This is a genomic window from Paenibacillus monticola (assembly GCF_009664975.1).
Taxonomy (GTDB): domain Bacteria; phylum Bacillota; class Bacilli; order Paenibacillales; family Paenibacillaceae; genus Paenibacillus_AQ; species Paenibacillus_AQ monticola.
The window spans coordinates 628833-640921 of record NZ_WJXB01000004.1 but is presented as its reverse complement, the minus strand read 5'-3'; the positions used below and the strand labels follow the sequence as shown (position 1 = coordinate 640921).

Below are 12089 nucleotides of genomic sequence, written 5' to 3'. Positions count from 1 at the left end.
ATGCTGACATCTACATTCAATGTAATAATCTCCTGACAAAAATAGTAATCTATCGACAAATATTATAACACAAAACCTCCTTGAAAAGAGAGTCCTTTTCAGGGAGGTTTTTCCATAAGTGTATTGAGTTTAGACTCTTGCCTATTAACCTCTGCGCAGCAGCTTTACTCTAGCCTGTATAATCTTCCGCTTCTGTCTAAGCTGTGGCAACTGTCTAAAAAAGGATGTCCACGCCTTGATTAACTGCGGCTCCTTTATTAGCATATAACCGTGTGCTGCAAGCTCATAGGGTAGCGAGACTACTAGCGTCTTCAGCAATGTGCGCGCTCGTTCATTTTTATAGATCATTTTATAGCGGTTAATATAAGAAATTCGTCGGATAAACATCGGCTTGCTATCCCGCCCAGACGTTTTCCAGCCGCGCTCATGGTATCCGATTGCTTCCGCATCGTAATACCCCTGCCAGCCCAGCAGTTGCGCACGCCAAGCCACATCCACATCTTCCTTATAGGCAAAAAAGTCACCATCAAAAAACTCACCATCGACACTGACATCATCGATCAAACGCCTGGAGTACATCGCCGCTGCCCCGGATACTCCGAATACAGGTCCAGATTGCTGCCAATTAACCGCCAGTTCCCCAGCACCTCGGTCAAATGCACGCCGAGCCTTATTCATTCGCAGTCCTGTGCTATCGACAAGCTGAGGATCAGCCTTCAATAAAAGCTTGCCTGTAGCACTTCCGATTAACGGATTGGCCTCCATCCTCGCAACGAGTCTGGATACATAGTCAGGTGCAAGCGTCAGGTCAGGATTAAGGATAAGGCAATAGTCTGATTTAGTAGCATCTATAGCCTGGTTATGGGCAGGGGCGAAGCCGGTATTGGTTGGGTTTGGCAAGAGTAGGAAGCTGGGACAGTTGACTTCGACACTTGGTGCGGAAGCAGCCTCTAGCTTGTTATAGAATGCTCTGACTTTCTCAACACAGCCATCTCCCGATGCATTATCCACCACAACTATTTGTTCAATCGGATAATCCTGTGCTAGTACAGCTGTCAGACATTCGATAATATCGTCCGCGCTATTGTAGGTAACGATATGTATGCTTACTGATTTGTTGTTCATACTCATCCTCGAATTCTTTATTTCAAATGCTGAAGCTGTTATTCTCTGGCTGTTTCTTTCTATTATAGCGAAAATAAACAAAAAACTCCCGTACCGTTATAAACGATAGGGAGTTGTACATGATACTCTACTATTCCTTTAGTTCCAGCAAAAAATCTCTTAAACCCTCACGCCAGTGGCGTATATCCTGAAAACCATTTGTCCGGATGGACAAATGGTCCATTACCGAATTGCGCGGACGTGGCGCTGGACGTGGAAACTGCTCTGTTCCGCAAGGTTCAATCTTGGCTGTAAAGCTTAAGCCCAGAATATCCTCTGCCTCGGCAAAAATAGCACCCGTAAACTCATACCACGTGCAGGCTCCACTGTTAGAAGCATGGTAGACCCCGTATTTCTCCGTCTGGATCAGCTCAAGAATGAATTTCGTCAAATCCACGGTATACGTAGGCGAACCCTTCTGGTCATTTACCACTTGCAGTAAAGGCTTCTCCTGACCCAGCTTCAACATCGTCTTCACAAAGTTATTCCCGTATTTACCATAAACCCAAGAGGTGCGTACAATAAAATACTTGGAGGAGAAGCTTTGAACTAATATTTCTCCAGCCCGCTTCGACTTGCCATATATACTCTGTGGATTTGTATTATCGTACTCATGGTAAGGCAGTGTTCCCAAACCGTCAAAAACATAATCCGTACTGATATACACCAGCTTAGCTCCAGCTTTCTCTGCAGCAAGTGCTACGTTGCGCGTTCCGGTAGCATTAATTAGATAAGCTGCATCAATATCACTTTCTGCCGCATCTACTGCGGTATGAGCAGCACAGTGAATGACAACCTCAGGTGCAAAGTCGCCAATGACTTTTTGACATTGATCAAGATCAGTAATATCCATCTCTTGACGGTCGCAGCCTAGAACTTCATGCCCCTGCTGCTGCAGCAATAGAACAACATCCTGACCTAACTGTCCGGCTGAGCCTGTAACAAATACCTTCATAGTAGACATTATAGCGAGTCTCCTAAACGACTGCCGTATTGCAGTTCCGCATATTTCTGGTATTCGCCAGATTGAATACGGGTCCACCAGTCTTTGTTATTCAGATACCATTGAATGGTTTCTTTAATTCCCGTCTCGAACGTATGTTTTGGTTTCCAGCCCAGTTCTTTAGTAATCTTGGTTGGGTCAATTCCATAACGAAGGTCATGACCTGGACGGTCCTGAACATAAGTAATCAATGAATCAGGCTTGCCCAGTTCCTGTAGTACTGTATTCACGATATGCACATTCGTACGTTCATTATTACCACCAATATTATAAACTTCACCATTCACACCTTCATGAATAACCAGATCAATCGCACTGCAATGATCCTCAACATACAGCCAGTCACGGATATTCAGGCCATCACCGTAAACTGGTAAAGCTTGATCAGCAAGTGCACGTGAGATCATCAGCGGAATCAGCTTCTCAGGGAATTGGTATGGACCGTAATTGTTCGAGCAGCGGGTAATGTTAACTGGTAATCCAAACGTTTCATGGTAGGCACGCACGAGCAGATCTCCACCGGCCTTACTGGCGGAATAGGGACTGTTCGGAGTTAACGGGGTCTGCTCCGTAAATAAACCTGTAGCTCCCAACGAACCATAAACCTCATCCGTGGATACCTGAACAAACTTGGTTACGCTATACTTCTTAGCCGCATCCAGGAGCACCTGTGTACCCAGTACGTTCGTCTTCACAAACACCTCTGGCTCCAAAATACTCCGGTCCACATGAGATTCAGCTGCAAAATTGACAACTACGTCTACACCTTGACTAAATAATGCATCCATCGCCTGTACATCGGTAATATCTGCTTTAGCGAAAGTATAATTCGGGTTGCCTTCAACCGATTTCAGGTTTTCCAAATTACCAGCATAAGTTAACGCATCTACATTGAGGATCTTATATTCCGGATGCTGCTGCAGCATATATATTACAAAATTGCTGCCGATAAACCCGGCTCCGCCGGTAACTAGCAGTTTCATGTGAAAACCCACCTTTTATTCTTTAAAATAATTTACTATTCAAAGTTCAGCTCTGCGTCCTTCAGTAAAGGATGACGTTGATCTTTGTCCGATAGTACAGGACTAGAAGCAGGCCAATCAATACCCAGTGCCGGATCATTCCATAATATGCCGCGGTCATTCTCCGGGGAATAGTATTCGTCCACCTTATATAAGACTTGGGTGTTCGGAACCAAAGTACAGAATCCGTGGGCGAAGCCCTTAGGTACGAGCAGCTGCCGCTTGTTGTATTCACTGAGAATAACACCAACCCATTGTCCAAACGTTGGAGAGCTACGGCGGATATCAACGATCACATCGTAAATAACACCCGATAATACACGGATTAATTTAGTTTGAGCCTTTGGGTTCAACTGGTAATGCAGACCACGCAGCACACCTACCTCAGCAGACAAAGATTGGTTGTCTTGGATGAAATGATGGTTCACACCGAGTTGATGCATGATTTTCTCATTGTAACTCTCCATGAAAAAGCCCCGGTTGTCGCCGTGGACAGCCGGGTCAAGTAGGCTTGCGCCTTGTAATCGTAAAGGAGTGACCTTCATTCTGGGTGTTCCTCCTCATTATATAAATTCTTATAATTTCATTTCTCCAAATTCATCGCCAAATATTAACTCTTTGGCCAATTCATTCGCTCTAGCTAGAGAAGAATGCGTTCCCGCATCGGTCCACCAACCATGGAGGATATCATAAGTTAATTCATTTCTTATAATATATGCATTGTTCACATCCGTTATTTCCAATTCCCCACGATTTGAAGGAGAAAGTTTCTTAATAATCTCAAAAACATTACTATCAAACATGTAAATCCCTGTAACGGCGTAATTACTCTTTGGAACAGACGGTTTCTCCTCGATAGAGATGATTTTACCCAAGTATAACTCTGGCACACCGAAGCGCTGTGGATCAGTAACTTCTTGAATCAAAATCTTAGCACCGTTTTCTTGAGTCATAAAGTTCTCAATATGTGGGGATATGTTATCTTCAAAAACGTTATCACCAAGGATAACTATGCTCTGGTCTTCTCCAACGAATTGCTCTGCTAAACCTAAAGCCTGAGCTATACCACCAGCTTCATCCTGTACTTTGTATGTAAAGGAAACACCCATGGAATTTCCACTGCCAAGCAAATTCACTACATCCCCCATATGCTCTTTGCCGGTAACAATGAGGATATCAAGAACATTGGCCTGCTTAAGCTTATAAATAGAGTGGAAGATCATCGGGTACTTGCCCACGGGAAGGAGATGCTTGTTGGTCACCTTCGTTAATGGATAAAGACGGGAACCTGTTCCGCCCGCTAGGATTATACCTTTCATCTGTACCTACTCCTCACGAGTCATTTGAAATTTATTCTTTCCTTCTCAACAACCAGTGGTCTTTTCAGGACCTGAGTATGAATAGATCCAATATATTCCCCAATTATTCCTATGAAAAATAATTGCACTGAAGAAAATAAGAAAAGTCCAATAATAAGTGGAGCGGTACCTAAGGAGAAATAATTCCAAAAGAAGACTTTTGCAAGCAAGTATCCCAGAGCCACCAGGAGACTTAATGCAGACATGAGAAATCCTAACATGGCAGCCAATCTTAAAGGAATCTTAGAATGATTGGTAATTCCCAACATTGCAATATCGTATAAAGTATAAAAGTTGTTTTTCGTTATTCCACGTTTTCTAATAGGCTGGGTATATTCAATTTTATAGCTTTCGAAACCAATATCAGAAATCAAACCTCGGAAATACGGATACGGGTCGCCGATGTCTCTTAGGATCTGAATAATTTGTTTGTCATATAATCCAAAACCTGTATTATTCTTAGTTAACTCAATTTCAGAGACGCGATTTATAAAGTTATAATACATTTTACGAATCGCAAACATTACCGGACTTTCATGGCTTTGCGACTTAACACCTAAGACAACTTTATATCCTTCTTCCCATTTCGTAACAAAATCCTTAATCATACCAGGCGGATCTTGTAAGTCCGCAACCAATAATATAGCGGCGTCACCCTCAGTCTGCAATAAAGCATGGTATGGGGAACGAATATGACCAAAGTTCCGCGAGTTAACAATGATTTTTGCATTCGGGTCATTCTTTGCAATATCTTTTAAAATGGCTACAGTATTATCTTTAGACGCATTATCAATAAAAATATGTTCATAAACATAATCAGGCATTTCAGCAAAAACAGCCTTTACCTGCGTATATAGTTCAAGAACATTTTCTTCCTCATTGTAACAAGGTGTAACGATACTAATCGTTTTCATTTTTATTCCTCATTCTGAATTGTTGGTAACCATCAATTACGCTTTGCAGAGCTGTATATTGAGGTTTATAACCTATATCTAATGCTTTGTGATTCATAGAATAATAGTTCTTCTTAGAGCCTGTTACTGAGTCACATATTGCTTCAGATAAAATCTTAAATCTTAATCCATGTTCTGTTGAGAAATATTCTAGCATCTTAAATTTAGAAACAGGCTTTAGCGAATATACATCGTAAACATCATTTCCTGTATCCTTACCCATACAAAGAATAATTAATTTAAGAAAATCCTGCGGATGCACATAGTCTCGTATAATATCTTCTGCTGAAGTCTGGAGTATAGTATTCCTCTCGATACAACCTAATACATCAGTTAACAAAAATTTAGAATTCAAATCAATATAGCTGCTAAAGAATCCAAAAATACGTAAGTCTATAATCTTATGCTTGTTAAGGCTTCGATGTTTGGCTTCCATATTGAGTTTAGAAATTCCATAAAAATCTTTAACTGATAAGTGGTTAATATTCAAACTCAAAACTTTATCTTGAATAGCGGGTTCTGTAAAATCCGATCCATAGGCAGCTCCACTACTAAGATTAATATATATAGTAGTTGGTGAGCCCACGAGATAATTTAATATCAAATTATCATATTTTTCGGTGATTTGGAAAACACTATATGGACTTTCTACTAACTCTTGAGGATTTCCAATTCCTATACAATTAATGATAACATCATATGCATCTGCTAATTCAAATTGTTCATAATCACAAATAGATATTCCATCTACGATATTATTCACATTTAAAAAAGTAACAAGCTTCTCTCTTGTGCGAGCAAATAAATACATTTGATAATCTTTTAACGATGATAGTCCCATGATTAGGTTCTTTGCAATATGTCCTGTTGCTCCCAGTATAGCGACCTTTTTCCGATTCTCAGTAACCACTTATTTAGAACCCCTTTAAGTAGGAATATCCATTTCATCCACAAGATCAATCAACATTATTCTTTTCAATTCTTCCCGATCTAAGTATGGATACATATCTTCTATCGGTCTATTAACTACTAGCTTTGGCTGTACCTCAGTTTTCTTTTCTAAACGGACTTCAATAAAAGCAGGCCCCTCCGTATTTAGAAATAGATCAAGCTGTTGAACATCCTTCATTGAATTCATTTGAAAAGAAGGAATTTTGTAAGCATTCGCAATGTCTATAAAAGAAGGATTGGGATTCACCGTCGACTGCTGTCTTCCTTCAAAATACAAATCTTGGAATTGTCTTACCATCCCTAGTGAACTGTTATTGATAACTACAATCTTTATTGGAAGATTCAACCTTACAAGTGTATCCATTTCTTGAATATTCAACTGAATACCACCATCTCCAGCGATGACGAGAGTTTCATCACCTGATGCTAAGGAAGCACCTATTGCTGCCGGAAGAGCAAAACCCATTGCCCCCATACCACCAGAATTCAATAACCTTTGTTTCTTAGATAATTTGAAAGATTGTGAAGCCCACATCTGATGCTGTCCAACATCTAGACATATGGTTCCGAATTGCCCGGATTTTGAAGATAAGTATTCCATAAACCGGTTCGGTTCAATTTCATCTGCTTCCGGCTTAAATGAGTAAGTTGGGAAAAGGGCTTTTAAGCTTCCGATTGATTCTAGCCATTCTGTAATCTCAGGCTTTGCAAGTCCGTCTAATTTACTATTCATTTTTGTTAAAAATCCAGTTAAGCTTGCCTTTACAGCAAGAGTTGCTTCAACCTTACTATTAAGCTCGTTATTATCAATATCAACATGTATTTTTTGTGCTCCACGAGCAAAGGTATCTGGCCGAGTCCCCGTCTGTCTGCTATCCAATCTTGATCCTAAGATCAGTAATAAATCGCAGTTAGCCAGAATCAAATTGCTATATCGATTGCCATATGATCCGATAAGTCCTGAATATAAAGGATTGTCATGTGAAACAACATCCAGACCCATTAAAGAACTGACTATTGGAATCCCAGTTTTCTCAATAAATTGTGAAAGTAGTTCTGTTGAATTACTAACTCTGACACCACCACCTGCTAATATTAAAGGTCTCTTTGCTTTACTCAACAAATTAATAATATCTGCAATTATTGAGTCGTCTACTTCAGAATCTTTACAGAGTTCTTTATATTCCTCACTATCATAAAAACTAACTAACGTTTCAGGTTCAATTTGTGCTCTTTGAAGGTTCATAGGAATATCAAGCAGAACAGGACCTGGGCGGCCACTTTGAGCCAGATATATTGACTTTTCTAACTCATATCTAATTTGATCTGGCTCAGTAACCAATACAGCATATTTAGTTAACGGTTTTGCTACACTTACAATATCTGTTTCTTGAAATCCAATTTGTCTAACGGATCTGTCAAATTTGTACTCATACGTATTTACCTGTCCAGTTATAAACAAACAAGGAACGGAATCGAAGTAGCAACTCCCTATTCCTGTCAATAAATTCAAAGCTCCTGGTCCACTAGTTGCCATAGCTACTCCAAGTTTACCATTTATTCTTGCATAGGCTTCTGCTGCAAATGCTCCAGCCTGTTCATGACGCACCGATATACACTCTATATCATCTCTAAACGAAATCGAATCCAATAAGTGGACAATTGCCCCACCTATAAATTCAAATACATGAGAAACGCCCTGTTCCTTTATACAGTCTATGACATAATCAGATAGTTTCAAATGTTATCACTCCTTTATAGATTGCCGATAATCCAGTATTTGTTTCGCACAAACTTCTCTTAAATCAGCGCCTTCTTGATAGGCAAATGTAAACTCTACAATTTTATCAATAGCCTGACCCAGATCCCATCGAGGAAACCAGTTCAATTCCACTTTTGCTTTAGAACAATCCAATTTAAGATACTTAGCTTCGTGAGGATGCATACCGTTATCCACTTCATAACTAGCACCATCCCATCTACGACAAATCTCCTGAACAATCCATTCAACTGGTTTAGCATCTACGTCAGCTGGCCCAAAATTCCATGCACTGGCGTATTCCTCACCTTGTAAATACAGCTTTTCAGCTAATTGCAAATAACCACTCAATGGTTCAAGAACATGCTGCCATGGTCTAATTGAAGATGGATTTCTTATAATAATTTTTTGATTGTTTAGAATAGATCTTATACTATCCGGCACAAGTCGATCTGCCGCCCAGTCTCCACCGCCAATTACATTGCCGGCTCTTGCTGATGCGACAGCTATCTTTCTGCCTTCAATTTGATTATTCAAAAATGAACTCCGATAAGCACTAGTCACTAACTCAGAGCATGCCTTACTACTTGAATAAGGATCATAGCCTCCCAGCGGTTCATTTTCTCTGTATCCCCAATTCCATTCTTTGTTCTCATAGCATTTGTCTGTTGTTACATTTACAACGGCAGTAACACTCTGACAATTCCGAATTGCTTCAAGCAGATTGATCGTTCCCATAACATTAATTTCATAAGTTTCAACAGGATTTTTGTAAGACTCACGAACTAAAGGCTGAGCTGCCATATGAATTACTATTTCAGGTTGTGATTTCTGCATGGCAGCACTCAGTTGCTGATAATCTCTTATATCTGCAATCACATTATTTTGAAGTAGTTTACCGATTTCACACAATTCAAATAGACTCGGTGAGGTGGAAGGTTCTAGAGAATACCCTGTAATTTCTGCTCCCATTGAACTTAACCATAAACATAACCACGAGCCTTTAAAGCCTGTATGACCAGTTACAAATACTTTCTTCCCATTCCAAAATTGGTGATCGACCATTATAATTTCACCGATTCTGCATCCCAGGTTTTCCAAGGCGCCTTTCCACTACTCCAAAGATCTTCCAAGTGATTTTTATCGCGTAACGTATCCATCGGCTGCCAGAATCCCTCATGCTTAAAGCCGAACAATTCCCCGTCACGCGCTATGCCTTCTAATGGCTCCTTTTCAAAAAAGGTTTCATCGCCATCAATGTAATTAAAGATTTCAGGTTGTAGTACAAAAAAACCAGCGTTAATCCAAGAACCATCACCTTTAGGCTTCTCTTGAAAACCTTTAACCTCATTATTCTCAGCAATATCTAGTGCTCCAAAACGACCACTTGGCTGAACAGTAGTAACAGTTGCCAACCGTCCATGCAATTTGTGCTGTTTAACTAATTCCGAAATATTAACATCTGATACGCCATCACCATAAGTTAACATAAATGGTTCATTTCCAATATATTTCTGAATTCGCTTCACTCGTCCACCTGTCATGGTATCTACGCCTGTATTTACAAGAGTTACCTTCCAAGGTTCCGCTGTATGATTATGGGTAACTAATTGATTGTCACTAGTAAAATCGAAAGTAACATCCGACTCATGTAAGAAATAGTGAGCAAAATATTCTTTGATGTAAAACCCTTTATACCCTAAACAAATAACAAAATCATTAAAACCATAATGTGAATATAATTTCATAATGTGCCACAAAATTGGTTTTTGACCAATTTCAATCATCGGTTTTGGTCTAAGATGAGATTCCTCACTGATTCGTGATCCATAACCACCTGCAAGAATAACTACTTTCATAATATAACCCCCGAAGTATATTATTTATCTAGCACAAAGCTTCTAATCTTTTCTATAACATAGTCAATCTTTTCATTTGTCAATCCTGGATAAACTCCGACTAAGAAGGTATCATGCATAATTTTATCCGTATTTTTCAAGTCCCCACTTATACGATAATTAACATCATGGAAAGCGGGCTGACGAGTCAAATTACCGGCGAAGAGCATTCTTGTTTGAATACGATTAGCTTCCAAATATTCAACAATCTCGTTCTTAGTAAACTTCACTCCATCCTGTACAGTTAACATAAATCCAAACCAACTGGGATCAGAGTTCCTAGTAGCTCTTGGGAGAATGAAGTAGTCGCTCAGATCCTTCAAACCTTCAAATAATCGGAGAAAGTTATTTTTACGCGCCTGAGTAAAGGTTGGAACTTTCTTAAGTTGTTCTACACCTATTGCCGCTTGCATTTCAGTAACCCGCAGATTGTAGCCTATATGAGAATACGTGTATTTGTGATCATAACCATAGGGTAAAGATCCTAATTCCCATCCAAAGCGCTTATTACAAGTATTATCACACCCTGAAGGGCACCAACAATCTCTGCCCCAATCTCTGAAGGATTCTATAATTGACTTCAATTGGGCATTATTAGTGTAGACAGCTCCGCCTTCACCCATTGTCATATGATGTGGAGGGTAGAAACTCGAAGTACCAATATGTCCATGCGTACCTGTTAATTTCCCGTTAAAGGTAGACCCTAGAGCGTCACAATTGTCTTCTATGACCCATAGGTTATGTTTAGCTGCAATCTCCATCACTTTATCTAATTCAAATGGATTTCCCATTGTATGTGCAACCATTATTGCCTTTGTTTTGGGTGAGATCGCTTCTTCAATGCGATCTACTATTATGTTATATGTTCCCAATTCCACATCAATAAACACTGGAATTGCACCATTCTGAACGATAGGAGTAACAGTAGTAGGGAAACCGGCAGCTACAGTTATTACTTCATCCCCCGGCTTGATTTGACGCTCCTTCAATTTGGGAGATGTTAATGCAGAGAAGGCAAGTAAATTGGCAGAAGAACCAGAGTTAGTTAGCAGTGCATATCTTACCCCTAGAAACTCTGCATATTCTTTCTCAAACTGTTTATTGTATCGGCCAGCAGTAAGCCAAAAATCTAGTGATGAATCCACCAAACTTCTCATTTCCTTTTCATCATAAACTCTACCACCATAAGATACTTGTGTTTTTTCTGGGTTAAAATCTTTATTTCTCTCAGAATGGAAAAGCTCGTAGTAATTTTCGACTTTTGATAGAATATCGAGTCTTACGAGTTTTTCGAATTCATTTTTGTCTAGTTCAGCGAAAAAATCAACATTGACTGGTGACAAGTTCAATTTCAATCGAATATCTAAATATAAATTCACTTTCAAGTCCGAATGTTGAACTTCAAAGTGGTATTTATCTAGAAATATTTCTGGATATACACTAGTTAGTGAATACGCTTGAATTTGATTTCCTTCAGTACTGCAGATTAATGCATATTCTCTTGTTTCTTGTAGTGATACAATATTACCTTGCTTTAACATTACTACACCCCTTATAAATTTTTGGAGGTTCTAAAACTCCAGTATTTGTGGCCAAAAAAGCTAACCAAAGTTGTTAAGAAAAGAGCTATCGCCTGAGCTATTAATTTATTCATTTCTATTGTATCAACTAATATAGTTAATAGAAACAAATTAACAAAAAAAGTGACAGCGTAAACCGACATGAATTTAACAGCACTTCTTGCATTATACTTCCTTTGTTGAAAGGTCCATCTATTATTCCATAGATAGCTATTTGCCACACCAATTACATGTGAAAAAACTAGTGCTTGTAGATAATTGTTGTGAATGAAATAAATATATAAAGCATATGCTAGAAAACCAACGATAGTATTAAAAACTCCAACAACTACGAACTTTATAGATTGTTTCGATAAGAATCTATTGAAATATTTTGGAATTTGAATATTAACCACTCCATT

The 12089-nt window shown here is 39.2% G+C and carries 12 protein-coding genes; all 12 read right to left on the bottom strand.

Translation table 11 applies throughout. The annotated features are described in order from the left end of the window. Positions 1-144: 144 nt before the first annotated feature. Positions 145-1125 carry a glycosyltransferase family 2 protein gene (locus GJB61_RS15390; protein ID WP_338115845.1) on the bottom strand — a complete coding sequence of 327 codons (981 nt, stop codon included), beginning with the start codon at positions 1123-1125 and terminating at the stop codon, positions 145-147. A 130-nt stretch (positions 1126-1255) separates the two neighbouring features. After that, positions 1256-2119 carry a dTDP-4-dehydrorhamnose reductase gene (gene rfbD, locus GJB61_RS15385; RefSeq protein ID WP_154119491.1) on the bottom strand — a complete coding sequence of 288 codons (864 nt, stop codon included), beginning with the start codon at positions 2117-2119 and terminating at the stop codon, positions 1256-1258. A gap of 8 nt (positions 2120-2127) precedes the next feature. Next, positions 2128-3150 carry a dTDP-glucose 4,6-dehydratase gene (gene rfbB / locus GJB61_RS15380; RefSeq protein WP_154119369.1) on the bottom strand — a complete coding sequence of 341 codons (1023 nt, stop codon included), beginning with the start codon at positions 3148-3150 and terminating at the stop codon, positions 2128-2130. A gap of 35 nt (positions 3151-3185) precedes the next feature. Continuing rightward, positions 3186-3734, bottom strand: coding sequence for a dTDP-4-dehydrorhamnose 3,5-epimerase (gene rfbC, locus GJB61_RS15375; RefSeq protein WP_154119366.1), 549 nt, complete (start codon positions 3732-3734; stop codon positions 3186-3188). A 30-nt stretch (positions 3735-3764) separates the two neighbouring features. Beyond that, entirely contained in the window at positions 3765-4508 is a 744-nt protein-coding gene (locus GJB61_RS15370) for a sugar phosphate nucleotidyltransferase (RefSeq protein ID WP_154119364.1), read from the bottom strand. 20 nt (positions 4509-4528) lie between these two features. Next, complete coding sequence (locus tag GJB61_RS15365; protein WP_154119363.1) at positions 4529-5461, bottom strand: glycosyltransferase family 2 protein; 933 nt, start codon at positions 5459-5461, stop codon at positions 4529-4531. Next, positions 5448-6410 carry an NAD-dependent epimerase/dehydratase family protein gene (locus GJB61_RS15360; protein WP_154119361.1) on the bottom strand — a complete coding sequence of 321 codons (963 nt, stop codon included), beginning with the start codon at positions 6408-6410 and terminating at the stop codon, positions 5448-5450. Before GJB61_RS15360 ends, GJB61_RS15365 begins: the two co-directional genes overlap by 14 nt. A gap of 15 nt (positions 6411-6425) precedes the next feature. Beyond that, the gene (locus GJB61_RS15355; protein WP_154119359.1) at positions 6426-8192 is read right to left on the bottom strand and encodes a thiamine pyrophosphate-binding protein; all 1767 of its coding nucleotides are present in this window, start codon (positions 8190-8192) and stop codon (positions 6426-6428) included. Between the two features lie 6 nt (positions 8193-8198). After that, the gene (rfbG, locus tag GJB61_RS15350; RefSeq protein ID WP_154119357.1) at positions 8199-9275 is read right to left on the bottom strand and encodes a CDP-glucose 4,6-dehydratase; all 1077 of its coding nucleotides are present in this window, start codon (positions 9273-9275) and stop codon (positions 8199-8201) included. Then, positions 9275-10069, bottom strand: coding sequence for a glucose-1-phosphate cytidylyltransferase (rfbF, locus tag GJB61_RS15345; RefSeq protein ID WP_154119356.1), 795 nt, complete (start codon positions 10067-10069; stop codon positions 9275-9277). Before rfbF ends, rfbG begins: the two co-directional genes overlap by 1 nt. 20 nt (positions 10070-10089) lie before the next feature. Next, positions 10090-11649 (bottom strand): lipopolysaccharide biosynthesis protein RfbH, encoded by a 1560-nt coding sequence (gene rfbH / locus GJB61_RS15340; protein ID WP_229521700.1) that lies wholly within the window; start codon positions 11647-11649, stop codon positions 10090-10092. Positions 11650-11660: 11 nt separating this feature from the next. Beyond that, a complete protein-coding gene (locus tag GJB61_RS32585; RefSeq protein ID WP_154119355.1) occupies positions 11661-12083 on the bottom strand; it encodes a GtrA family protein in 423 nt (140 codons plus the stop codon). Positions 12084-12089: the final 6 nt, after the last annotated feature.

Coding starts and splice junctions, on each gene's coding strand:
- rfbC (WP_154119366.1), bottom strand. CDS start 3,734: ATGAAGGTCACTCCTTTACGATTACAAGGCGCAAGCCTACTTGACCCG.
- GJB61_RS15390 (WP_338115845.1), bottom strand. CDS start 1,125: ATGAACAACAAATCAGTAAGCATACATATCGTTACCTACAATAGCGCG.
- rfbG (WP_154119357.1), bottom strand. CDS start 9,275: ATGGTCGATCACCAATTTTGGAATGGGAAGAAAGTATTTGTAACTGGT.
- rfbH (WP_229521700.1), bottom strand. CDS start 11,649: ATGTTAAAGCAAGGTAATATTGTATCACTACAAGAAACAAGAGAATAT.
- GJB61_RS15370 (WP_154119364.1), bottom strand. CDS start 4,508: ATGAAAGGTATAATCCTAGCGGGCGGAACAGGTTCCCGTCTTTATCCA.
- rfbF (WP_154119356.1), bottom strand. CDS start 10,069: ATGAAAGTAGTTATTCTTGCAGGTGGTTATGGATCACGAATCAGTGAG.
- GJB61_RS15365 (WP_154119363.1), bottom strand. CDS start 5,461: ATGAAAACGATTAGTATCGTTACACCTTGTTACAATGAGGAAGAAAAT.
- rfbB (WP_154119369.1), bottom strand. CDS start 3,150: ATGAAACTGCTAGTTACCGGCGGAGCCGGGTTTATCGGCAGCAATTTT.
- rfbD (WP_154119491.1), bottom strand. CDS start 2,119: ATGAAGGTATTTGTTACAGGCTCAGCCGGACAGTTAGGTCAGGATGTT.